Origin of the sequence: Lutibacter sp. (genome assembly GCF_030692605.1) — a bacterium.
Taxonomy (GTDB): Bacteria; Bacteroidota; Bacteroidia; order Flavobacteriales; family Flavobacteriaceae; genus Lutibacter.
The window spans coordinates 1-23,258 of record NZ_JAUYUD010000065.1 but is presented as its reverse complement, the minus strand read 5'-3'; the positions used below and the strand labels follow the sequence as shown (position 1 = coordinate 23,258).

Here is a 23,258-nt window from a genome sequence, read left to right as displayed (position 1 = left end):
ACTTCATAATAAAAGTTGTTAAAATATGATATAAATATATTGATAATCAATCAATTAGCAAAATAAAATGCCGCTTATTTAAGAATTATAAGTAAATTATTGTACCGAATGAAAAAAGAGGGTTTTTAGACAGTTTGACGTATCGAGCATTGAATTAAATTCTTTTGCTAACAAATTAGCTTCGTCTGAACCTGTTACATGAGCTCTTACAGATGAATCTCCTTTACTTACTTTGTTCATTACGTTTTGAACTAGATATAATCTTTCAGTAATACGTTTCCCCATAAACCAAGCTATTAGTGAACCTATAATTATTGCTAAAAGAGTATAAATTAAACCATCAATAATTATTTTTGAAAGTTGTTTTTCTGTTTCTTCTTGATCTAATCCAATACGAACCCAACCAACAAGTATATTATTAAGTACTGCTGGTGCAACAACATCTACTAATTCATGTGATTCATTCAAAACTTTTAACGATGCTTCTTTTGGAAGATCAATTATGTGTTTTCCTATTTTAGTTCTATCTGTATGAGCTAAAACAAGACCGTATTGATCAGTAAGAATTGCATATTTAAGCTGCGGATAACTACTTTGATTTTCAACCAGTTCTTGAAGCCCAGAAATATCATGAGTAGATATCCAGCCTGCAGCTGAATTTGAAAGCGTTTGAGAAAGACTTTTAGCGTCTGTTATTTGTTGATTAAGAAGTGCATCCCGCTGCCTCATAACTGAATCAATAATAAAAATTGACATCATTACCGCATGTACAATTGCAACACTAAGAATTAGACGGCCACGAAGTGTTCCAAATAAGAATTTACCTACTTTCATTTCAATTCAATTTTACGTACTTCCAACTCAAATGTATGTATATAATTTTTTACTAAATCATAATTTTTATTAGTTGCTAAAAAAAACTTAGCTGTTTCCATTCCTTCCAATATCTCTTTTCCTTGTTTTGTTTTATGTAAGTTTATTAAACTTTGTATCACTTTTTCTTTAATATGATTAGGAACGTCATCTCGTACCATCACTGAGTTATTAATAAGAGATTCTGTTTCCCAAAGTACTTTTAATTCTGAAGCTTCTTTTGGGTACTCTTTCTGAAATGCTCTCCATGGTGGAGGCCAAGTTGCTCCAGCTGATGTATTTTTAAGATATACATTCATAATTGAAGACATTTGAGAACCTACATACTTGTTTTCAATATCATTATTAATGTTAATTCCATGGGTATATAAAAAATATTGAGGCATAATACATGCCGCTAAAGCTGTTGGTGAAGGATAACTCACAGCGCTACCTTTTAAATCTATTGGTTCATTTATATTAGAGTCTTTTCTAACAATAAATATTCCTTTAAAATCCTCTGGTTCTCCAGCCATTGCAATAACATTATACCCAACATTTATAGCTTGAAGTGTTTGCCAAGGGTTTGGAAGTATAAATTCTGATTTTCTATTAGTGTATTTTTCTTCAAAATTAGCGTAGTCTCTAGAAGCTTCAACAGTAAATTTTACACCTTCAATCCTTTCATTTAAATAATCCATAAGTGGTTTATATTCTTGAATTAATTTTGCTGGATTATGAAGTGGATGAATTGCAAAGTGATAAACAGGAAGTGTTTGAGATGTTGGAGAATCACTAAAAATAGGCCCTTGATACTTTGGTTCTTGCTTGCAACTTAAAAACGTTCCAATAATTATAAACATAAAACTCCTAAACAAAATTTTATTAAAATGGAAATTAATTATATTGTGAAAAAAATAATTCAAAACTACTTTAATTAACTGTTACTTTTATGACTTATAAATGTATGAAATATTTACGTTTATTTATTAAAATAAACCAAATATATAATTTTAATTGTAATTTGTATTGTATAAACAAAAAAGCACGCTTTTTACAGCGTGCTTTTTAACAAAATATTATCTAATACTTATTTTTTGTTGACCATTTTATCTGCTAAAACCAATGCATTGTATGCATTTACAACACCTCCTGAAATTGAAATGTCAGTTAATTTTGCTTTTTCAGTATTCTTTCCTGGTACCAAAACAACCATATCGAATTTGGTACTTGAGTTCATGATAATATGTTTCACCTGACTTGCTGATAATTGAGGATAATAAGATCTAACTAAAGTCGCAACACCTGCAACTTCTGGAGAGGCCATTGATGTTCCGTTATATCTTGCATATTCATTTTTAGGAACAGTTGAATAAATTTGAACACCTGGCGCATATACATCAACATTTAGTTTACCATAATTTGTAAAAGTAGCTGTTATATTTTCATTATTACTAACACTCATAGCTCCAACAGTAAGTACATTATCAGCAATCTCGGTTACTTTATCCATTGAGTCGTTTGGCCAATTGTTACTCACATCAATATTTTTAGCATCGTTACCTGCTGCGTGAACAAGTAAAACATCTTTTTCTTGAGCATATTTAATTGCATCAAACACCCAATGGCGTTGTGGTGAAAAACTTTTTCCAAAACTCATATTAATAACTTTTGCACCATTATCTACCGCATATCTGATTGCTAAAGCAACATCTTTATCACGTTCATCTCCATCAGGCACTGCTCTAACTGACATTAATTTTGCATTATGAGCAACACCATTCATTCCAATACCATTATTGCGTTTTGCTAATATAATTCCTGAAACATGTGTACCATGAGATTCAATTTCTTTGGAACCAATTACATTACCATTACCGTATTTTACATCTGTAATATCGTTTGGATTATCCCCAACAATAGCTCTACCGTCAAAATTTAAATCGTAATTTTTATTTTTCTTCTGAGTTTCGTAGTATTCGACAAAAGCTTTTTCATCAAAACCTCTGCTCATTAAGCCAGATAATTCTTTGATTTGAGCTTTTAATAATTCGTCTTCAGTTGTTGCGTTATTTAAATCGTCAATTGTTAACTCCTCTTTTCCTATAAATTTCTTTACAGCACTAAACATGGATTCAAGTTGAGACAATCGATCCATTGTTTGAAAATGTCTCGCAGAAGATGCTTTAAAAGCTTCTAAATACTCCAAATATTTTTCGAAATCTCCCAGATCTTCAGCGTTTACATCTCCTTTAGATTTTCCTTCAAATCGAACATGTAACGGTGCGTACAAACGTGTAATTTCTAATTGTTCAGGTGCATCAACACCATTACCTCCTAAAAAATTCCATCCATAAATATCATCTACATAACCATTTTTATCATCATCAATTCCATTTCCTGCAATTTCTTTTTCATTCATCCAAAGCACCTCTTTTAAATCTTCGTGCTCAATATCTATTCCAGAATCTATAACACCAACGATCACAGTTACTCCTTTTTTGCCTTCTAAAAATTTATATGCTTTATCTAAGCTCATTCCAGGAACCGTATCTGTTACTAAATCTTTATGTGCCCAATGATTAAACTGGTCTTCTGTTAATGGTTTATTTTTGGCAACCATAGATACTTTGGTTTCCATTGTTGGAACCGCCATGTTTTTTAGCGAGCTACAACTTGTTAAAATAGCAGCTACCGCCGCTGTTAAAAATATAGTTTTTACAATTTTCATTTTTTGTGATTTTAATTAAATACTTCGTTAAATTTATAAGTTTCGTTTAGTCTAACTCCTTTTTCTGTATGTTTTACGGTACACAATTCATTAATTGCATCGTGTTCAAAAAACAAAAGGTAATTGTAATCTGCGGCTTTGTTTAAAAAAAGTGCTTTTTCATCCATTGTTAACAGTGGACGCACATCATAACCCATTACATATGGTAAAGGAATATGACCTACAGTTGGCAATAAATCTGCCATATAAACAATGGTTTTTCCTTTATAATTAATATGAGGAATCATTTGTTTTTCAGTATGTCCATCTGCAAAAAACACATCAAAACCCAATTCAGAATTTAAAAGCATTTTATTTTGTGGAATTGGAACAAAATTTAATTGTCCACTTGCTTCAATAGGATTTATATTTTCTTTTAAAAAGGAGGCTTTTTCTCTCACATTTGGTTCTGTTGCCCAATACCAATGATTTTTATTACTCCAAAATTTAGCATTTTTAAATGCTGGCTCATAGCCAGTTCCATCTTTATTAAACTGAATACTCCCGCCACAATGGTCAAAATGTAAATGTGTTAAAAACACATCGGTAATATCGTCTCTATGAAAACCATGCTTTGCAAGTGAAGAATCTAAGGTGAAATCGCCAAAAAGGAAATAATAGCTAAAAAATTTATCGGGTTGTTTGTTTCCAACTCCATTATCAATTAAAATAAGGCGGTCTCCATCTTCAATTAACATACAACGAAGTGCCATGTCTATTAAATTATTACTGTCTGCTGGATTTGACTTTTGCCACAAAATCTTTGGAACCACCCCAAACATAGCGCCACCGTCTAGTTTAAAATTTCCTGTTTCAATAGGATATATTCTCATAAATACATTTAATCTTACAAAGATAAGAATAATGAGGGATCAAAAAAGTTAAATAAATCAAAAAAACCCAAGCAAATGCTTAGGTTTTTGAAGAGGCATCGAGCGGATTCGAACCGCTGTAGGAGCTTTTGCAGAGCCCAGCCTAGCCACTCGGCCACGACGCCTTATTTGGATTGCAAATTTAAGAATTTTTAATTTGTTGACAATATTTTTATAGAAAAATTTTAGAGTAGCTGGTTGATGGTAGCAGGATATTAATTGAGATAGGCATTTTATTTTAGGTGATTGTTTTCAATTGAAACCTAATGCTAGAGAAAATTAAAAAACTAAATTATGTATTCCTTGATGCTAATTATTAGATACTTAATCCTAATACTCATTTTTATTTCCTTTCTTTCATCATTTTTACAGTTACCATAGCAACATTACCTCCAATTGGTGGGTTTATTTTAGAAACTTCTACAGTTGCCTTTTTAACCATTTCAACTTCTAATAAGATACGGTCTAATATGCGATTAGCAACTTCTTCTAAAAGCTTAGATCGAATTGCCATTTCTACTTTTACAATTTTATTTAAATGAACATAATCTACCGTATCTGTTAGATTATCAGTTTTAGCAGATTTAGCTAAATCTGCTTTAACAGCTACATCTACTCTGTAATCGGATCCAATTTTACCTTCTTCTAATAAACAGCCGTGATATGCATATATTCTAATATTTGTTAACTTTATGGTTCCCATTTTATAAATTATGAATTGCAAATTACGAATTTCGAATTACAAATTGCGATTTTTATTAATGGGCAACACGTATAGGTTTGGTATCAAGATTCATGAGACTTAAAAATTAGCAACGCTTTGTTGAGTTAAAACACACAATACAGCCTTTTTATTTATTAAACTCTTCAAAACTGCTAGTTTTAACTGTATTCTTGGTGAGATTACTGAAAATAGCCATTTTCAAAAAAAACCATTTATATTATGGAAAGTTTTATTTAAAATCACCAAATTCTGCAACCATAAATCCTTCTTTAATTTCTAAAAAATCACCATTTTGATTTATATTCTCTATTACTAGATTGTTAATTTTAATCCAAACAAGTAACCTTTTTTTATTATCATAATTAAGAAATTCTTCCTTCTTTAATATTTCTAATTCAAAATTATCATTTGGTTTAGTAACGTATTCATTTTTATTAATTGCAATTGTCAAATTGAAATGTTCATATACATCACCAAATTTCTTTTTCCCAACACTCAAAACATTATCAATTGCTGTTTTGTTAGAAATATCAATTTCTGGTGTTAATAAATTGAAATAATTCAACCCATCATTTGAAATTAAACCAGACATAAAAATTGCTGTAGGAGGAGTATACTGAATAGGAGAATATCCTGATCTCATTTGAAATTTAGCAGATTCAAAACTCCAATTATAAGTAGTTAAATTGGTTTTAAAATTAAAAATATGGTCATTGTTGTTTAAAAAAGTTGAATAATCAGGTTCTGAAATCGATTCTTCCTTACTACAACTTATTAAAATTAGTGCTAATATTAGTATTGTAATTTTTTTCATAGTTATTTTATTTAAAAATTATTTTAAATTCCTCTATTTTTTTTAATCAATAATTACGCCAAATCTTTTAAAATTAAAATTTTTATTTGGCATATTTTAACAAGTATTTGGATAATTTGCTGGTTAACATCCAGAAAAACTTTCCTTACCATATCCTCAAAGAATAATTGCAACTTATTGATATATAAAATCTTTATAAATCCATTTCCTATTGCTTAACATACTTAAAACAGTTAACTAAAAATAAACCAATTACCATCTTCAACACTTCAACAAAAATTAAGGGTTAGTGATAAAACGATGTGTTTGAGATTTTTTTGTGGTTGTATTGCCAAAAAAATTCAATATTTTTGCAAACTATTAGTTTCTATTATTATGAATGAAGAAAAAAAATCGCTGAATTTTATTGAACAAATTATTGAAGAAGATTTAGCAAATGGATTGCCGAAAGAAAAATTACGATTTAGATTTCCGCCAGAACCAAACGGTTATTTACATATTGGGCATGCAGCATCAATCTGCCTAAATTTTGGGTTGGGTTTAAAATACAACGCGCCTGTAAATTTGCGTTTTGATGATACAAACCCTGCCAAAGAAGAACAAGAATACGTAGATTCTATTATGTACGATGTACAATGGTTAGGTTTTAAATGGGATAAAGTCTTGTATTCTTCAGATTATTTTCAACAACTATACGATTGGACCATTGCTATTATTAAAGACGGTAAAGCATATGTTGATGACCAATCATCGGAACAAATGGCTCTGCAAAAAGGAACACCAACTGAACCAGGAACTGATAGCCCAAACAGAAATAGAAGTGTTGAAGAAAATTTAGAACTTTTCTTGAAAATGAAAAATAGTGAATTTGAAGAAGGTTCCCATGTGTTGCGTGCTAAAATTGATATGAAGCATGTAAATATGCATATGCGCGATCCAATTATGTACCGAGTTCTAAAAAAACATCATCATAGAACAGGTAACGATTGGTGTATTTACCCAATGTACGATTGGACACATGGAGAATCGGATTACTTTGAACAAATATCGCACTCTATTTGTACCTTAGAATTTAAAAGTCATCGAGATTTATATGACTGGTATGTAGATCAAGTTTATGACCCTAATTTACTTAGACCAAAACAACGTGAATTTGCCCGAAGAAATTTAAGTTATACCGTAATGAGTAAGCGTAAATTACTGCAATTGGTTGAAGAAAAAATTGTAACAGGTTGGGATGATCCTAGAATGCCAACAATTTCTGGTTTACGCAGAAGAGGTTATACTCCTGAATCTTTAAGAAATTTTAGTGAAATTGCGGGTATTGCAAAAAGAGATAATGTTACTGATGTTGCCTTATTAGAATTTTGTATTAAAGATCATTTAAACAAAACAGCTCCACGTGTTATGACTGTTTTAAATCCAGTGAAATTGGTCATAACCAATTACCCAGAAGGAAAAGAGGAATGGCTAACTGCTGAAAACAATCAGGAAGATAAACGTGCTGGATATAGAGAAGTGCCTTTTAGCAGAGAAATTTATATTGAACAAGAAGATTTTCAGGAAGAGGCTAATAAAAAGTTTTTTAGATTAAAACTCGGCGGTGAAGTACGATTAAAAAACGGATACATTATTAAAGCTGAAAGTTGTTTAAAAGATGAAAATGGCGAAGTAACTGAAATACATTGTACCTATGATAAGGATTCTTTAAGTGGAAGTGGTACTGAAGCAAGCACACGTAAAGTAAAAGGGACCTTGCATTGGGTTTCTATTAAACATGCTTTAAAAGCTGAAGTTAGAGTATACGACCGTTTATTTACTCACGAAGCTCCTGACAGCCAAAAAGACAAAGATTTTAAAGAATTTTTAAATCCAGATTCCTTAACTATTATTGATGCTTTTATAGAGCCGAGTTTAAAAGAAGCGAAGGTTTTAGACCGATTCCAGTTTCAACGATTGGGTTATTTTTGTGTTGATAAAGATACTACCTCAACCAAGTTAGTTTTTAATAGAACAGTCCCTTTACGAGATAGTTGGACGAAAATGAGTGAATAAATCTCCAGAAGGTAGAGTTGTGTTAGCCTTTGGATATTGGACGTACAACTTCAATTTATTAAAAAGGCCTTCTGAAAGGGAAGGATTTAGAATGAGATTAATTTATTTTCAAAGTCTTTAAAATCGCCTCTATTTCAAACATATAGTCTCTTTTATTTATAGAGGGCGCATAAACTAAACCTTCAACAATTACCAATCTATTATTAGGTTTGTCAACTACGGTATAACTTAAAAATGGACCTGCCATATACACTCCTTTTACTTCCCATTTCCCTCTTGTTTCAAATGTTTTTTTCCCACCTAATAATACCTCAAAAATATGAGGGCTATAAGCTTCTTCTGTAATCATATAAGAACCTTCTATTTGACCTGGAATATATTTTTGTCCAATAGAATCTCTAATAGCGACTATATTATTTCCATTTTCGTCATCTATAGATTTTATTGGAACCGTATAGCAAATTAATTCAATACTATTTCCTTGATCTAAATGATTTCTATACCACACAATCTCTCCATTGTCTTCAACTTTTCTGTAGTTTTGGGGAATTTTAATACTAAATCCTTGTTTTTTAAAGGTCTCCATTTTAGTTACAGTCCAATGTTTTTTAGTCACCTCTCTTTGAACAGAAAGTAAATCTGAATTTCTAAAACCATTCACTATTTTTTTGCTATTTGTTTTAATAATTTCAATAAGTTCTTCTTTAGTTTTAGCTGTAATAGTAATAATTTTTTGAGGAGCCGCATATACATTTATTGCTTCTGAAAATTTATTTTCAGTTCCAATACCTATTTGAAGTAAATTTCTACTTGCGCGAATCATGTTTCCAAAATTTTCAGGTGGAAGTTGTGAAACTTCAAATACGGCTTCTGGTTGTGGTAATCCTAGTACTGGTTCAGCAATAATTTTTCGCAATTCATCTCCTATTTCGCCTTCCCACTCACTATTTTTCATTACAATTAAAACGTGATTTATTCGTCCGTTTGCTTGCCGTAACACTTTCTTGTTATTACCAGAATCGCACGAAGTAAATAATATAATTACACCTATAATTAATGCTATTTTTTTCATATTTAATTATTGTATATTTTTAGTTTTAACCCTTTTTTCAAACTATTTATATCCCAAATATTGTTCCATTCTTTGATATTTTGAACAGAAACATTTTTAAATTTTTTAGTTATCGTCCACAGTGAGTCTCCAGATTTAACTATATAGGTAACAAAACTATTTGAAGGACTTGAATTTGATGAGCTTGAATTGTTATTTGGATTAATAATTAGTTTTTGTCCAATTTTTAAATTCGTAGATTTTAAATTATTCCAACTTTTTATTTTCTCAACACTTACACCATACTTATTGGCAATTTTACCTAAAAAATCGCCACTTTTAACACTATAAGTGATGCTGTTTTTTGTATTTTTTTCAATTTTTGATTGATTTTCTTGTGCAGCAGCAACTAAAGGAGTTCTATCATAGATTAAATCTTCATTTGCAATAAATTTTCCTTTTTCTTCAATAGGAACAACCAAATTGTAATTTTTCCCTTTAACAAATGGTATCACATTTATTTTATATTGTGGATTTAGAAATGAAATAGTTTCTTCATCAATTTCTAAAAACTGACTAATTCTTTTAAAGCTAATTTCTTTTTTAATCTGAATAGTGTCGGTTTCATAATATTTTATAGTGCTTTCGTTTGCTATAATATTATGCTCTTTGGCAAATTCAAAAATATAAACTGTTGCATAGAATGATGGCACAAAATTAACTGTTTCTTTAGGTAAATATTTTCTTACTTTCCAATAATTAGTGCTCCCTCCAGCCTTACGCATTGCCTTTGTTACATTCCCAGATCCTGCGTTATAAGCTGCCAGAGCCAAATGCCAGTTGCCAAAAATAGTGTAAAGTTTATCAAAATAAATACAAGCTGCCTCTGTTGATTTCCAAGGATCTGCCCGTTCATCGATATAAGAATTTATTTCTAAATTAAGCAATTTTCCTGTTTGAAACATAAATTGCCACAATCCGGCAGCACCTGCCGGTGATTTCGCATTTGGATTTAAGCCCGACTCCATAACCGCCAAATATTTCATTTCTAATGGAATCCCATGTAAATCTAGCTTTTCCTCAAACAAAGGAAAATAGTACGGTGCTCTTTCCATAATTTGAGCATACATACGCCTTCTTGTTTTTAAATAAGACCTAATAGTACGTTCCAATTCAATATTGTAATCAATATGAAAAGGGGTTTTGCTATTAAGTAATTTGAGCCTCTTTTTTAATAACTCGGTGGTGAGTTCCTGTTCATCTACTTTATTAGACGATTTTTCGAAATTATTAAATACCGTTAAAGGAGAATTATCCATTTCCTTTTTCCAAAGACTATCTATTTGAATAATTTCAGGGTATTTATTTAAAACAATTTTTTCTGAATTTACAATTACAGTATCTCCTGATTTTTTATTGTCGGAATTGCTTTCTTGGGAAAACCCATAAAAAGACATAACTATAAATAAAAGAAAATTTATGCATCTCATTATTAGTCTTTTAGTAATTTAGATATTTCATCTAAATTTGGTGCTAATATAATTTCAATTCGTCTATTTTTTGCTCTTCCTTCAGTGGATTTATTAGATTCAACCATTACAAATTCGCTTCTACCTGCAGCTGTAATTTGGGTTGGGTTAACGCCTTTGTTTTGTAAAATTCTCACAATTGCGGTAGCTCTTTTAACCGATAAATCCCAGTTATCAATTAGCGTGCTTCCTGTGTATGGAACATTATCTGTATGCCCTTCTATTAAAACATTTATATCTGAATTTTGCGAAAGTACTTCAGCTAGTTGCTCAACTGCTTTTTTCCCTTCAGTTCCTACAGCCCAACTTCCTGAATCAAACAGTAATTTATTTTCCATAGAAACGTATATTTTCCCATTTTTATGAACCACAGTTAATCCATTTCCTTCAAAATTATGCAATGCTTTTGAAATTGCATTTTTCAAAAGTTGCATTTGATTTTCTTTAGATTTTATTAAATTTTGAAGCTCATCAATTTGCTCAGTTCTTTTATTTAATTCATTTTGAAGATTTTCTAATCTGAAACTTTCTGCAGCTAACAATTTTTCTTTTTCATTTAATTTGGCCAAAAGTTCTTGATTTTTTTTAGACTGATCTGAAAGTTCTTTTGAACTTTGTGTCGCCAACGCTTTATACGATTCGTCTAAGCTTTGATGTTTGGCTTTAAGTGTTTCAAATTCATTCGAAATATTTTTTTTAGAAACAGTCAATGCTTCGTATTCTTTATTCAATTGGTCTAAATCTGCAGATAATTTATTTTTTGCAGCTCCTAATATTTCTTTTTCAGTAAGTAGTTCTGTATTGGATTTTCGAAGGTGATTGTATTTTGATTCTAATTCTTGATATACTTTTTTAGATACACAAGAACTGGTAATTCCAATTATTAATACGAAAAGAATTGCTTTTTTATACATCATTTAATTTTTATAAATTTAATTTATTTCCAAAACAATTGGACAATGGTCTGAATGTTTTGCCTCTGGTAAAATATATGCTCTTTTAATTTTATCTTTCAAAGGTTCACTTACCATATGATAATCTATTCGCCACCCTTTGTTATTGTTTCTAGCATTCGCTCTATAACTCCACCAACTGTAATGATGTGGATCTTTATTTAAATGCCGAAAAGAATCTACAAAACCACTATCAATAAATGTGCCTAACCATTCCCTTTCAATTGGTAAAAAACCAGATGTGTTTTGATTTTGCTTAGGATTGTGAATATCAATTTCGGTATGACAAATATTGTAATCTCCACAAATAATGATATAAGGAATTTCTTTTTTTAATTGAGTCGCATACTCCTGAAATTCAGCCATGTAATTCAATTTAAAATCTAACCTATCGTCATTTGTTCCTGAAGGCAAATATAAACTCATTACAGAAAATTCATCAAAATCAACACGTAAATTTCTTCCTTCAAAATCCATTGATTCAATACCTGTTCCATATTCTACGTGATTTGGCTTAATTTTAGATAAAATAGCAACGCTGCTGTATCCTTTTTTTTGTGCTGAAAACCAATAGTGAAACGGGTAACCTGCCTCTTCAAATAAACTTAAATCTAATTGATCTTTATGTGCCTTTGTTTCCTGAAGGCAAATAACATCTGGGTTTGCAGCTCGAAGCCATGCTATAAAACCCTTGTTTATTGCCGCTCTTATGCCATTTACATTATAGGAGATTATCTTCATTAAATCGTATTAAAATTTCATTTCAGGAATATCTCCTTCAATAATTAAGGTTCCTTCTGTAGCTGCTTTTATTTCTTCAACTGAAACTCCTGGAGCTCTTTCTAACAAATAAAACGCATTATTCTTAATTTCTAAAACTGCTAAATTTGAAACTACTTTTTTAACACAATTTACACCTGTTAATGGTAACGAACAGTTTTTTAATAATTTTGAAGCACCACTTTTATCGGTATGCATCATGGCTACAATAATGTTTTCTGCCGAGGCTACTAAATCCATTGCGCCACCCATTCCTTTTACCATTTTACCTGGAATTTTCCAGTTGGCAATGTCTCCATTTTGAGAAACTTCCATAGCACCCAAAACAGTTAATTGAACGTGTTGACCACGAATCATGGCAAAACTTAGTGCAGAATCAAATAAGGAACCACCTTTTAAAATAGTTACCGTTTGCTTTCCTGCATTTATTAAATCGGCATCCTCTTCACCCTCCATTGGAAAAGGTCCCATTCCCAACATTCCATTTTCAGACTGAAATTCAACATCTATTCCTTGTGGTATATAATTAGCCACTAAGGTTGGTATTCCTATCCCTAAATTTACATATGTTTTATCTTGTAATTCTTGAGCAATACGTTGTGCTATTTGTTGTTTTGATAAAGCCATGATATTAAGATTTTGGAGTTACTGTTCGTTGTTCAATTCTCTTTTCGTAATCTTTTCCTTGAAAAATTCGTTGTACAAAAATACCTGGTGTATGAATTTGATTTGGATCTAATTCTCCCACCTCAACCAATTCTTCAACTTCAACTACAGTAATTTTTCCTGCCATAGCCATCATTGGATTAAAATTACGTGCAGTTCCTTTAAAAATAAGATTTCCTGCAGCATCTCCTTTCCAAGCTTTTACAAAAGCAAATTCCGGATTAAATGCATGTTCTAACACATACATTTTACCATTAAATTCTCTGGTTTCTTTTCCTTCCGCAACTTCAGTTCCATATCCTGCGGGAGTATAAAATGCTGGGATTCCAGCACCAGTAGCTCTACAACGTTCAGCTAAAGTTCCTTGTGGAATTAATTCTACCTCTAATTCTCCTGAAAGCATTTGTCTTTCAAATTCATCATTTTCTCCAACATAAGAAGAAATCATTTTTTTAATTTGACGCTTTTGTAATAAAAGACCTAAACCAAAGTCATCTACTCCTGCGTTATTTGAAATACAGGTTAAATCTTTAGCTCCTAATCTCACTAATTCTGAAATACAATTTTCAGGTATTCCACATAATCCAAATCCTCCAAGCATAAAAATCATACCATCATCAACTCCTTGCAGGGCTTCTTGAACGTTTTTAACAACTTTATTTATCATATAATTAAATTTTTAAAATTCTGGTGTATCTGTTTTACCATCTAATACATTTTCAGTTGGATTCGCTATTGAACAATCTAAATTTATAGTAATGTTTTTTGGTTTTTCAAACGCTCCAGCACTAACAGATAAGCTTTTATCTGCATATATTTTTTTATAATACAATGCCCATATTGGCAATGCCATAGTGGCTCCTTGCCCATAAGTTATACTTTTAAAATGAGTTGCTCTATCTTCTCCTCCAACCCAAACTCCTGTGGCTAAATTTGGTACAATTCCCATAAACCACCCATCAGATTGATTTTGAGTTGTCCCTGTTTTACCTGCAATTGGATTTCTAAATGCATACGGATAACCTGTTACAACATTATCTGGATAACCTCCCGACCCTCCTCTTAATCTAATTCCTGAACCTGATTCTGTAACACCTTCTAATAAGTTAATAATTACATAAGCCGACTCTTCACTTAAAACCTCCTTCGATTCTGGTAAAAATTGGTCTAAAACTAATCCGTTTTTATCTTCAATTCTAAGCACCATCATGGGTACAATTTGCAATCCTTTATTTGCAAACGTGGAATACGCTCCTACCATTTCAAATAACGATAAATCAACCGAACCAAGTGCAATGGATGGTACATGTGGTATGTCGCTTTCTATACCTGCTCTTTTTGCAAAACTTGCAACATTGGCAGGATGAACCATATCTATTAATTGCGCCGTAATAACGTTTATCGAATTTGCCAAGGCTTGTTTTAAAGTCATTTCTCCTCCATACTTATTATCTGAGTTTTTTGGGGTCCAATCTTCAGGCATTTCGTATTTTTCTTTTGAAATGGTATATGGCATGTTTGGAAATTTTTCACAAGGAGACAAGTTTAATTGATTAATTGCTGTTGCATAAACAAAAGGTTTAAAGGTTGAACCTACTTGACGTTTTTGTTGTTTAACTGCATCAAACTGAAAATGTTTGTGGTTGATACCTCCAACCCAAGCCTTTACATGACCGGTTTGAGGTTCTACTGAAAAAACACCCGCTCTTAAAAAATGCTTGTAATATAAAATGGAATCCTTTGGCGACATAATAGTATCTATTTCTCCTTTCCAAGAGAATACCCTCATGTCTGTTTTTTCGTTGAATGATTTTAAAATTTCATCTTCAGAATTACCATTTTGTCTCATTCTTATCCATCTATCAGAACGCTTCATTGATTGTGAAATAGTTGTAGCTACTTGAACTTCATCTAAATCGTAAAAAGGAGCGTTTTTATTTCGTTTTTGTTCTTTATTAAAAACTCTTTGAAGATTTGCCATATGCTCTGCCATTGCCTCCTCAGCATATTGTTGCATTCTAGAATCTAAGGTTACATATATTTTGAGTCCGTCTCTATGCAAATTGTAATCAGTCCCATCTGGTTTTGGATTATTCTTAATCCAAGTTTTCATAAAATCGCGTAAATATTCTCTAAAATAAGTGGCAGTACCATCGCTATGTCCTTCCCTATTTATATTTAAATTTAAATCTAATGATTGCAATGAATCTCTCTCTTCTTCTGTTATAAAATCGTTTTTATACATTTGATTTAATACTACATTTCGCCTTCCTAAAACTCGTTCACCTCTTCTTAATGGATTAAATAATGAAGCGTTTTTAAGCATCCCAACGAGCATAGCAGATTCATTTACTTTCAAATCTATTGGTTCCTTTCCAAAATATATTCGAGATGCTGATCGAATACCAACAGCTAAATTTGAAAAATCGTACTTGTTTAAGTACATCGTTAAAATTTCTTCTTTGGTATATTGCCGCTCTAATTTTATAGCAATAACATATTCCTTTACTTTTTGAAGTACCCTTTCTATAAGGTTTTTTGACCCTTCTCCATGAAATAATAATTTTGCCAATTGCTGTGTAATGGTACTACCTCCTCCTCCTTTTCCAAGCATAACAACGGCACGAACTGATGCTTTAATATCAATACCTGAATGATCGAAAAAGCGCTCATCTTCAGTAGCGGTTAATGCGTCAATTAAATTTTGAGGAAGATCTTTAAATTTAATGGGAGTTCTATTTTCGTAAGCGTATTTTCCAAGGGTTTTACCATCTATAGAAATAACTTCAGTAGCTAAATTGTTTTCAGGGTTTTCCAATTCTTCAAATGAAGGCAAGGGGCCTAAAAAACCCCAAAAAGCCAATAAAAATAAAAAAATAATGGCAATAGAACCTGCAAATATTGTTCCCCAAAACCATTTAATATATTTGGTAAATTGACTGTTATCCGTTACTCTTTTATTCATTTTTTAGTTGTTCTATACTTAAACCTACATCCGAAATTCCTTTTAAAGGATTTACACCTTCAATGTCATTAATCCCTCTTGTTGCATGTTGAATGCTTATTTCAAAATTTCCCATTTCAGGAAACATCACCCTTTCTTTATAAAACAACTTATTTTCTTTTAAATCGGTTAAACCTGATCCTAACCAGTTACCACTAGGGTCAGCCATTTCATATTCTAAAGTATCAATAACTGTCAAACCGCTTGGAAATTCAATTTTAGCAATTAAAAAAAGTGAGCTATACTCGTAACTCTTAGTATTTCTAATGTTTATGAATATATTATTTTTTGAAATTGTATCAATGTTTTCAAAAACAAATTCAATCTTGTTTTTTGAATGCCATTCATGATTTTCAATAGGAAAATACATATTGTAAACTTCATTGGAATTGCAAGAAAGAAATACAAAAGCACTAACTATCAAAATTAAATTCCTATTCATTTTTGGGCGGATTGTTATTTTTTTTTGGCGATCTTCTTTTATTTTTTTTAGATGGTTTTTTAGGACCATTTTCGATTGGATTATTAACGCTATTTGGATTATTATTTGTCGCTTTTTTTTGATTAGGATTTACAGTTTTACCGCTTGCATCAGTAACTTTTTGTACCGGTTTGTTAGGCTTAATATGAACAACATTCTTTTTATCTGCTGTTTTTGCATCTCCTAATACATTTTTCAATTTGTTTTTATTTCGTTGCTTTTTTCTTCGTTTTGGAGCATCAAAGCGAGTTAAACTCTCTTGCCCTGCTAAATCTTCAAAAAGTACTTTAGATTCTACAACAACTTCAAATTCATATTCCTCCAATGAAGAAACTTTTACATTCTTTTTATTTAAACTAATAATCTCATTAACTTGGGCTAAAGAAAGGCTGTACCATTTTGCTCTTTCTTCTTTATAAGTATACCATAACAGCCCTTTAAAAATATCCATTTTTATAAAAATAGCATCTCCTTTTTCGGTTTTAAGAATGGTTTCTTGCTTTGGAAAATCTTTTAATGCATCTAAATAGGTGTCTAGTTCATAATTTAAACAACATTTTAACTTTCCGCATTGACCTGCTAATTTTTGTGGATTTAAAGAAAGTTGTTGGTAACGAGCTGCAGAAGTATTTACTTTTCTTAAATCTGTTAACCACGTTGAACAGCATAATTCTCTACCGCAAGAACCAACGCCACCAAGTCTAGCAGCTTCTTGCCGAAGACCAACTTGTTTCATTTCAACTCGAATGTTAAAAGCACTGGCTAAATCTCTAATCAGCTGTCTAAAATCTACCCGTTCATCGGCTGTGTAATAAAAAGTTGCCTTATTCCCATCTCCTTGGTATTCAACATCAGACAATTTCATTTTTAAGCCAAGTCTTCCTAATATTTCCCTTCCTTTGTGTTGAGTTTCATATTCTTTTTCTCTAGAAGATTGCCAAATATCTATGTCTTTTTGACTAGCTTTTCGGTATATTTTTTTAATTTCCTCGCTATCAATTTCAATCCCTTTTTTCTTCATTTGAACTTTTATTAGTTCGCCTGTTAAAGAAACCGTTCCAATATCGTGCCCTGGATTTCCTTCCACAGCAACAATATCTCCCATAGAAATTGAAATGTTTTCGTGGTTTTTAAAAAAATGTTTTCTTCCATTTTTAAAATTAACCTCTACAATGTTTATTGGTTCTTGCCCCGTGGGGAGTGTCATATTGGAAAGCCAATCAAAAACAGTCATTTTATCACAACTACCTGTTGCGCAATTACCGTTACTTTTGCAGCCTTTTGGAACACTATTTATATCTGTAGAGCAACTATTACAGCTCATATTTATCTTATTTTTTAATAATTTATTGACTTGGTAAATGGGTTTCATTTCCAAAGTACACTAATTCGTAAAGGTATGATTTTAATTACTAATTGTAAAACGATAAAATTTAGATTTTATGTTCGCTTTACATCAATAATTTTAACAGGACAAGCCTCTTTTGCCCTCACACTTGAGTTAAAAATAGACTCGTCTGGAGATTTAATAGTAAAAAAACCTTTTTTTTCATTTGAATGAAGTAAAACCGATTTCCCATCTTTTTTCGACATTTGAAACTGAGCAGGAGCCAATTCAACGCAGTAATTACAGCCAATACATTTAGCTCTTTGCAAGGTTATAATTACCATATTCTAGTTTTAAGTTTTAAGCTGTAAGTTAATAGTTAGTTTCAAGTTTTTATTTCAACTTTCAGCCTATTAAACTTCTACTTTATTTTCAACAATTTTATATAATTTGTCTGATGGTCTTATTCTAAAATCTATTGGAAAAGTTATAGAATCTCCCTTTTCTCCTTTTTCTCCTTTAACATCGTTCACAAACATTTGAGTAATTTCCATTTCTTTAGCACCAGTAGTTGGACCTGTAATTAAGATAGTATCTCCAACTGTTAAATCGTATGCTTCAATTTTAAACTCAGCAATGCTTGTTTTTGGAAAATAGTGCATTCCTTTACCAATGTATACTTTCTTTTGGGTTGCATGACTTCCAGACCCATTACTCCATTCTCCTAATTTTTGACCTAAGTAATAGCCACTCCAAAATCCGCGATTGTATACTTTTTCCAATTCAAGCATCCAAGAAATTACTTTTTCTTTGCTATATGTTTCTGCTTCAATGCTATCTATAGCGTCTCTATAACATTTTATTACATTAGCGACATATTCTGGTGCTCTACCTCTACCTTCAATTTTTAACACTTTAACACCTGCGTCAACAATTTCATCTAAAAAATCTATCGTACATAAATCTTTTGGAGACATAATGTACTCATTATCCAATTCCATTTCAAAACCAGTTTCTTGGTCTATTACGGTGTATTTTTTTCGACAATTTTGCTTACATGCACCTCTATTTGCTGAAGAATTTGACGAATGCAAACTCATATAACATTTTCCTGAAACTGCCATGCAAAGTGCACCATGTCCAAAAATTTCAATTTCGACTAAATTGCCTGATGGGCCACAAATATTTTCTTTTGCAATTTGTTGGGTAATTTTTTTTACTTGTCGTAAACTCAACTCCCTACTTAATACCATAGTATCAGCAAACATAGAATAAAACCTAGCTGTTTCTATGTTTGTAATATTTATTTGAGTAGAAATGTGCACTTCCATACCAATTGCTCTTGCAGAAGCTATTACCGCTTGGTCCATTGCAATTACAGCCGTAATTTCAGCATCTTTTGCTTTTTGAAGTAAGGTTTTAACAATGGTTAAATCGTGGTCGTATATAATTGTGTTTAATGTCAAATAAGTTCGAACATTTTTCGCTTTACATCTTTCAGAAATTTCTTTTAAATCGTCTAACGTAAAATTAATAGAAGCTCGTGCGCGCATATTTAATTGCTCAACACCAAAATATATTGAATCAGCACCGTTATCTAAGGCAGCTTGCATCGATTCAAAATTTCCGGCAGGAGCCATTAATTCCATTTTTCCAGTAGTAGTCATTCTTTTTTGATTTTTTGCAAAAATACGCAATTTCAAATAACTATTGTTTTTCAACCTTATAAACCTAATTTAACAGTTCATATAATTATGTTAATTTTTCTTTAAATAAATGCTAATTGGATGTTTTTTATGAAATTCGCAATTCAATAAATAATTTTTTTATAAATGAAAATAGCTGTTGTAGGAGCTACCGGAATGGTAGGAAAGGTGATGTTACAAGTTTTGGCAGAACGAAATTTTCCAATAACCGAATTATTAGTAGTTGCCTCTGAGCGTTCTGTGGGTAGTCAAATTGCTTATAAAGGGCAAAACTATACTGTGATAGGATTACAAGACGCTGTAAATGCAAGACCCGATATTGCATTATTTTCTGCTGGAGGAACCACTTCAGAACTTTGGGCTCCAAAATTTGCAGAGGTTGGAACTACTGTTATTGATAATTCTTCGGCTTGGAGAATGGATCCTACAAAAAAATTAATAGTTCCAGAAATTAATGGGTATACTTTAACAAAAGAAGATAAAATTATTGCAAATCCAAATTGTTCTACCATTCAATTGGTAATGGCTTTAGCGCCTTTACACAAAAAATACATCATGAAACGTGTGGTAATTTCTACCTACCAATCTGTTTCTGGAACAGGTGTAAAAGCCGTACAACAACTTGAAAATGAGTCTAAAGGTATAAAAGGTGAAATGGCTTATCATTATCCAATTAATAGAAATGCAATTCCACAATGCGATGTGTTTTTAGAAAATGGATATACTAAAGAAGAAATGAAATTAGTAAAAGAACCCAAGAAAATTTTAAATGATTATTCTTTTTCGGTAACAGCAACTGCGGTTCGTATTCCAACTTCGGGTGGGCACTCTGAAGCTGTAAATGTTCAGTTTGAAAACGATTTTGATTTAGGTGAAGTTCGTAAATTATTAAGTGAAACACCCGGAGTTATAGTACAAGATAATATAGATACAAATACGTACCCAATGCCAATGTATGCCCACAATAAAGATGAGGTTTTTGTTGGGAGAATTCGTAGAGATGAGTCACAACCAAAGACACTTAATATGTGGATTGTTGCAGATAATTTACGTAAAGGCGCGGCAACAAACACCATTCAAATTGGTGAATATTTAATAGAAAACAATTTAGTTTAAGGTTTGTTTAATTATACAAATTAGAAAGCCGCACAATGTGCGGCTTTCTTTTTGGAGTCAATTTGGGATTATTTAGTTACACCAAACACATCTTTTATAATTTCTTCGAACTGATGTTTTGGTAATGCTCCTTGAGCCATTTGCGGTTCTTTATCTTTTGGAACAAACAAAATAGAAGGAATACTTCTAATACCAAAAGCCGCAGCTAATTCCTGTTCGGCTTCTGTATCAACTTTATAAATATTCACTTTACCTTTATAATCATTTCCTAACTCTTCTAAAACTGGAGCTACCATTTTACACGGTCCGCACCAATCGGCATAAAAATCTATTATACAAGGCAATTCACCTTCAAATTTCCATTCTTTATTTTTTTCGAAATCAAAAACTTTTTTTAAAAAAGTTTCTTTTGTTAATAATTCTGTCATTTTATCATAATTTATATTAAGGCTTCTCAGCCAATTTTACTTCTTTATTTGACGGCAAAGTGACATAAAAACTTACATTTTTTTAGTAACCTATGTTACAAGTGTAAATTTAGTAGTAAATTAACGACGAATTAAACCAACTTTAACTTAAAAATTTACATTATGAATTCAAAATTAACCATAGTATTTAGAATTTTACTAGCATTAATTTTACTGGTTTTTGGTAGTAATAAATTTTTTCATTTTTTAGAAATGCCCCCAATGGAAGGTCCTTCGGCCGATTTTATGGGTGCGTTAAATGCTACAGGGTACATGTTTACCTTAATTGCATTAACCGAAATTATTGCTGGAGCACTTTTATTAATCAATAAATGGTCCGGCTTGGCTTTAATTTTTACTTCAATTATATCAGTAAATATTGTTTTATTTCACTTGGTTTTAGCTCCAGCAGGGATAGCACTTGCTGCTGTGGTTGCCATTTTAAATATATTATTGCTGTATGCAAATTGGAATAAATTTAAAACGCTTTTTTAAAAAAATCTTTCATTAAATTATAAAAGGCATATTCTGTTGAATATGCCTTTTTTGGTTAAATTTGTTTGTTATTAAATATAAAAACAATGAAAAAAATAGTATTAATAGCTGCCTTTGGAGTTTTAGCAATTTCTTGTAAAGAAACCAATTCAGAAAAAAATCAAATTCAATTGACCTACCCAATTACTAAACAAGTAGATACCGTTACCAATTATTTTGGAACTAATATTAAAGATCCTTATCGTTGGTTAGAAGACGACCGTTCTGCTGAAACAGGTGAATGGGTAAATGCTCAAAATCAAGTTTCCTTTAATTATTTAGCAACCATTCCTTACAGAGAAGAGTTAAAATCTCGACTGGAAAAATTATGGAATTACGAAAAATATGGTGCCCCTTTTAAAGAAGGTGATTATACTTATTTTTATAAAAACAACGGACTACAAAATCAATATGTCATATATAGATCTAAAGGGAATGAAACGCCCGAAGTGTTTTTGGATCCTAATACTTTTTCTAAAGATGGAACCACGTCTTTAGGTGGAATGTCTTTTTCAAAAGATGGAAAAATGGTTGCTTATGCTATTTCTGAAGGAGGGTCTGATTGGAGAAAAATTATTGTAATGGATGCCATTTCAAAAGTTATAAAAGAAGACACTATAATCGATGTGAAATTTAGTGGAATGTCTTGGAAAGGAAATGAAGGATTTTTCTATTCGAGCTACGAAAAACCAAAAGGAAGTGAACTTTCGGCTAAAACAGATCAACACAGGTTATTTTATCATAAACTTGGAACCAAACAAAAAAATGATGAAATTGTTTTCGGGAAAGAACAAAAAAGAAGGTATGTAAATGGATATATTACTGAAGGTGGCACCTATTTGGTTATTGCTGCTTCCATTTCAACTTCTGGTAACGAATTGTATATTAAAGATTTAACTAAACCAAATAGTAAAATAATTTCTGTAATTTCTAATTTTGATAACAACACTTCTGTATTAGATAATATAGGAGAATCTTTATTATTGGTAACTGATTTAAACGCACCAAACAAAAGAATTGTTAAAGTAAGTGCAACAAATCCTGAGCCAAAAAATTGGGTTGACGTGGTGCCTGAAACTAAAGATGTTTTGAGTCCTTCCACTTCCAGTGGATTTATTTTTGCAAGTTATATGGTTGATGCTGTTTCTAAAGTTATTCAATTTAATTATAACGGAAAATTAGTGCGTGAAATTAAGTTACCCGGTGTTGGAACTGCCCGTGGTTTTGGAGGAAAAAAATTAGATGAAACTATTTATTTCTCATTTGAAAATTATATTACTCCAGGCTCTATTTACGCATTAAATCCTAAAATTGGTGAATCAAAATTATACAAAAAACCAACCATCGATTTTAATTCGGACAACTACGAGTCTAAACAAGTTTTTTATACTTCAAAAGACGGAACAAAAATTCCAATGTTATTAACCTGACGGTTATTTAACGGAATTTTATCAAGCTGCATATTTGATGTCTTTATGATTGAAATATTTTTGAACTCTATCTGGATTTTGAACTAACATTTGCATATGGTTTTCTAAATTTTCTTTAAGTTTTTCA

General features: G+C 31.2%; 22 protein-coding genes and 1 tRNA gene. 4 read left to right on the top strand and 19 right to left on the bottom strand.

The genetic code is table 11. The annotated features are described in order from the left end of the window. Positions 1-96: 96 nt before the first annotated feature. The 7 genes from Q8S45_RS06320 to Q8S45_RS06290 all read right to left on the bottom strand — a co-directional run bounded on the left by Q8S45_RS06320 (position 97) and on the right by Q8S45_RS06290 (position 6,032). Complete coding sequence (locus Q8S45_RS06320) at positions 97-834, bottom strand: HAMP domain-containing protein (RefSeq protein WP_305602466.1); 738 nt, start codon at positions 832-834, stop codon at positions 97-99. After that, the gene (locus tag Q8S45_RS06315) at positions 831-1,715 is read right to left on the bottom strand and encodes a PhnD/SsuA/transferrin family substrate-binding protein (protein ID WP_305602463.1); all 885 of its coding nucleotides are present in this window, start codon (positions 1,713-1,715) and stop codon (positions 831-833) included. Before Q8S45_RS06315 ends, Q8S45_RS06320 begins: the two co-directional genes overlap by 4 nt. A 227-nt stretch (positions 1,716-1,942) precedes the next feature. After that, positions 1,943-3,583, bottom strand: a complete 1,641-nt coding sequence (locus Q8S45_RS06310; RefSeq protein ID WP_305602461.1) for a S8 family serine peptidase — start codon at positions 3,581-3,583, stop codon at positions 1,943-1,945. Positions 3,584-3,594: 11 nt separating this feature from the next. Further along, positions 3,595-4,455: an MBL fold metallo-hydrolase gene (locus Q8S45_RS06305; RefSeq protein ID WP_305602459.1), complete on the bottom strand. Its 861-nt coding sequence runs from the start codon at positions 4,453-4,455 to the stop codon at positions 3,595-3,597. Between the two features lie 93 nt (positions 4,456-4,548). Beyond that, positions 4,549-4,619 (bottom strand) — tRNA-Cys (locus Q8S45_RS06300). A gap of 218 nt (positions 4,620-4,837) precedes the next feature. Further along, the gene (folB, locus tag Q8S45_RS06295; protein WP_305602455.1) at positions 4,838-5,197 is read right to left on the bottom strand and encodes a dihydroneopterin aldolase; all 360 of its coding nucleotides are present in this window, start codon (positions 5,195-5,197) and stop codon (positions 4,838-4,840) included. Positions 5,198-5,447: 250 nt separating this feature from the next. Beyond that, on the bottom strand, positions 5,448-6,032 hold the full coding sequence (locus tag Q8S45_RS06290) for a hypothetical protein (protein ID WP_305602452.1): 585 nt from the start codon (positions 6,030-6,032) through the stop codon (positions 5,448-5,450). Positions 6,033-6,407: 375 nt separating this feature from the next. On the opposite strand from Q8S45_RS06290, the gene Q8S45_RS06285 reads away from it, so the two are divergent. Continuing rightward, complete coding sequence (locus Q8S45_RS06285) at positions 6,408-8,087, top strand: glutamine--tRNA ligase/YqeY domain fusion protein (RefSeq protein WP_305602449.1); 1,680 nt, start codon at positions 6,408-6,410, stop codon at positions 8,085-8,087. A gap of 97 nt (positions 8,088-8,184) precedes the next feature. On the opposite strand, the gene Q8S45_RS06280 is transcribed toward Q8S45_RS06285, so the two are convergent. The 11 genes from Q8S45_RS06280 to Q8S45_RS06230 form a co-directional block, all read right to left on the bottom strand. After that, positions 8,185-9,159 (bottom strand): DUF4837 family protein, encoded by a 975-nt coding sequence (locus Q8S45_RS06280; RefSeq protein ID WP_305602446.1) that lies wholly within the window; start codon positions 9,157-9,159, stop codon positions 8,185-8,187. Between the two features lie 2 nt (positions 9,160-9,161). Beyond that, positions 9,162-10,628 (bottom strand): lytic transglycosylase domain-containing protein, encoded by a 1,467-nt coding sequence (locus Q8S45_RS06275; protein ID WP_305602443.1) that lies wholly within the window; start codon positions 10,626-10,628, stop codon positions 9,162-9,164. 2 nt (positions 10,629-10,630) lie between these two features. Beyond that, positions 10,631-11,584 carry an OmpA family protein gene (locus Q8S45_RS06270; protein WP_371132988.1) on the bottom strand — a complete coding sequence of 318 codons (954 nt, stop codon included), beginning with the start codon at positions 11,582-11,584 and terminating at the stop codon, positions 10,631-10,633. Between the two features lie 15 nt (positions 11,585-11,599). Further along, the gene (locus tag Q8S45_RS06265; RefSeq protein WP_305602440.1) at positions 11,600-12,361 is read right to left on the bottom strand and encodes an exodeoxyribonuclease III; all 762 of its coding nucleotides are present in this window, start codon (positions 12,359-12,361) and stop codon (positions 11,600-11,602) included. 9 nt (positions 12,362-12,370) lie between these two features. After that, complete coding sequence (locus Q8S45_RS06260; RefSeq protein ID WP_305602438.1) at positions 12,371-13,027, bottom strand: CoA transferase subunit B; 657 nt, start codon at positions 13,025-13,027, stop codon at positions 12,371-12,373. A gap of 4 nt (positions 13,028-13,031) precedes the next feature. After that, positions 13,032-13,733 (bottom strand): CoA transferase subunit A, encoded by a 702-nt coding sequence (locus Q8S45_RS06255; protein ID WP_305602435.1) that lies wholly within the window; start codon positions 13,731-13,733, stop codon positions 13,032-13,034. 12 nt (positions 13,734-13,745) lie between these two features. Continuing rightward, entirely contained in the window at positions 13,746-16,031 is a 2,286-nt protein-coding gene (locus tag Q8S45_RS06250) for a penicillin-binding protein 1A (protein WP_305602433.1), read from the bottom strand. Further along, a complete protein-coding gene (locus Q8S45_RS06245) occupies positions 16,024-16,512 on the bottom strand; it encodes a gliding motility lipoprotein GldH (protein ID WP_305602429.1) in 489 nt (162 codons plus the stop codon). The genes Q8S45_RS06250 and Q8S45_RS06245 overlap by 8 nt, the downstream gene beginning before the upstream one ends. Continuing rightward, positions 16,505-17,875, bottom strand: coding sequence for a regulatory iron-sulfur-containing complex subunit RicT (locus Q8S45_RS06240; protein ID WP_305602426.1), 1,371 nt, complete (start codon positions 17,873-17,875; stop codon positions 16,505-16,507). Before Q8S45_RS06240 ends, Q8S45_RS06245 begins: the two co-directional genes overlap by 8 nt. A gap of 116 nt (positions 17,876-17,991) precedes the next feature. Beyond that, entirely contained in the window at positions 17,992-18,222 is a 231-nt protein-coding gene (locus tag Q8S45_RS06235) for a ferredoxin (protein ID WP_305602423.1), read from the bottom strand. Positions 18,223-18,291: 69 nt separating this feature from the next. Further along, the gene (locus Q8S45_RS06230) at positions 18,292-19,545 is read right to left on the bottom strand and encodes a peptidase U32 family protein (protein ID WP_305602420.1); all 1,254 of its coding nucleotides are present in this window, start codon (positions 19,543-19,545) and stop codon (positions 18,292-18,294) included. 165 nt (positions 19,546-19,710) lie between these two features. On the opposite strand from Q8S45_RS06230, the gene Q8S45_RS06225 reads away from it, so the two are divergent. Then, positions 19,711-20,700 (top strand): aspartate-semialdehyde dehydrogenase, encoded by a 990-nt coding sequence (locus Q8S45_RS06225; RefSeq protein ID WP_305602417.1) that lies wholly within the window; start codon positions 19,711-19,713, stop codon positions 20,698-20,700. 68 nt (positions 20,701-20,768) lie between these two features. Here Q8S45_RS06225 and trxA read toward each other — a convergent pair whose 3' ends face one another. Next, the gene (gene trxA, locus Q8S45_RS06220; protein ID WP_305602414.1) at positions 20,769-21,128 is read right to left on the bottom strand and encodes a thioredoxin; all 360 of its coding nucleotides are present in this window, start codon (positions 21,126-21,128) and stop codon (positions 20,769-20,771) included. 162 nt (positions 21,129-21,290) lie between these two features. Between trxA and Q8S45_RS06215 the strand changes: the two genes are divergently transcribed. Both Q8S45_RS06215 and Q8S45_RS06210 read left to right on the top strand, forming a co-directional pair. Then, positions 21,291-21,662 (top strand): DoxX family membrane protein, encoded by a 372-nt coding sequence (locus Q8S45_RS06215; RefSeq protein ID WP_305602411.1) that lies wholly within the window; start codon positions 21,291-21,293, stop codon positions 21,660-21,662. A gap of 86 nt (positions 21,663-21,748) precedes the next feature. Continuing rightward, positions 21,749-23,131: a hypothetical protein gene (locus Q8S45_RS06210; RefSeq protein WP_371132987.1), complete on the top strand. Its 1,383-nt coding sequence runs from the start codon at positions 21,749-21,751 to the stop codon at positions 23,129-23,131. The last annotated feature ends 127 nt before the right edge of the window (positions 23,132-23,258 follow it).

Bases quoted from the DNA above. Each gene is read 5' to 3' on its own strand.
- Q8S45_RS06275 (WP_305602443.1), bottom strand. From the start codon at position 10,628: ATGAGATGCATAAATTTTCTTTTATTTATAGTTATGTCTTTTTATGGG.
- Q8S45_RS06265 (WP_305602440.1), bottom strand. From the start codon at position 12,361: ATGAAGATAATCTCCTATAATGTAAATGGCATAAGAGCGGCAATAAAC.
- Q8S45_RS06320 (WP_305602466.1), bottom strand. From the start codon at position 834: ATGAAAGTAGGTAAATTCTTATTTGGAACACTTCGTGGCCGTCTAATT.
- Q8S45_RS06255 (WP_305602435.1), bottom strand. From the start codon at position 13,733: ATGATAAATAAAGTTGTTAAAAACGTTCAAGAAGCCCTGCAAGGAGTT.
- Q8S45_RS06245 (WP_305602429.1), bottom strand. From the start codon at position 16,512: ATGAATAGGAATTTAATTTTGATAGTTAGTGCTTTTGTATTTCTTTCT.
- Q8S45_RS06315 (WP_305602463.1), bottom strand. From the start codon at position 1,715: ATGTTTATAATTATTGGAACGTTTTTAAGTTGCAAGCAAGAACCAAAG.
- folB (WP_305602455.1), bottom strand. From the start codon at position 5,197: ATGGGAACCATAAAGTTAACAAATATTAGAATATATGCATATCACGGC.
- Q8S45_RS06285 (WP_305602449.1), top strand. From the start codon at position 6,408: ATGAATGAAGAAAAAAAATCGCTGAATTTTATTGAACAAATTATTGAA.
- Q8S45_RS06280 (WP_305602446.1), bottom strand. From the start codon at position 9,159: ATGAAAAAAATAGCATTAATTATAGGTGTAATTATATTATTTACTTCG.
- Q8S45_RS06250 (WP_305602433.1), bottom strand. From the start codon at position 16,031: ATGAATAAAAGAGTAACGGATAACAGTCAATTTACCAAATATATTAAA.
- Q8S45_RS06270 (WP_371132988.1), bottom strand. From the start codon at position 11,584: ATGATGTATAAAAAAGCAATTCTTTTCGTATTAATAATTGGAATTACC.
- Q8S45_RS06305 (WP_305602459.1), bottom strand. From the start codon at position 4,455: ATGAGAATATATCCTATTGAAACAGGAAATTTTAAACTAGACGGTGGC.
- Q8S45_RS06215 (WP_305602411.1), top strand. From the start codon at position 21,291: ATGAATTCAAAATTAACCATAGTATTTAGAATTTTACTAGCATTAATT.
- Q8S45_RS06310 (WP_305602461.1), bottom strand. From the start codon at position 3,583: ATGAAAATTGTAAAAACTATATTTTTAACAGCGGCGGTAGCTGCTATT.
- Q8S45_RS06225 (WP_305602417.1), top strand. From the start codon at position 19,711: ATGAAAATAGCTGTTGTAGGAGCTACCGGAATGGTAGGAAAGGTGATG.
- Q8S45_RS06260 (WP_305602438.1), bottom strand. From the start codon at position 13,027: ATGGCTTTATCAAAACAACAAATAGCACAACGTATTGCTCAAGAATTA.
- Q8S45_RS06290 (WP_305602452.1), bottom strand. From the start codon at position 6,032: ATGAAAAAAATTACAATACTAATATTAGCACTAATTTTAATAAGTTGT.
- Q8S45_RS06230 (WP_305602420.1), bottom strand. From the start codon at position 19,545: ATGACTACTACTGGAAAAATGGAATTAATGGCTCCTGCCGGAAATTTT.
- Q8S45_RS06240 (WP_305602426.1), bottom strand. From the start codon at position 17,875: ATGAGCTGTAATAGTTGCTCTACAGATATAAATAGTGTTCCAAAAGGC.
- trxA (WP_305602414.1), bottom strand. From the start codon at position 21,128: ATGACAGAATTATTAACAAAAGAAACTTTTTTAAAAAAAGTTTTTGAT.
- Q8S45_RS06235 (WP_305602423.1), bottom strand. From the start codon at position 18,222: ATGGTAATTATAACCTTGCAAAGAGCTAAATGTATTGGCTGTAATTAC.
- Q8S45_RS06210 (WP_371132987.1), top strand. From the start codon at position 21,749: ATGAAAAAAATAGTATTAATAGCTGCCTTTGGAGTTTTAGCAATTTCT.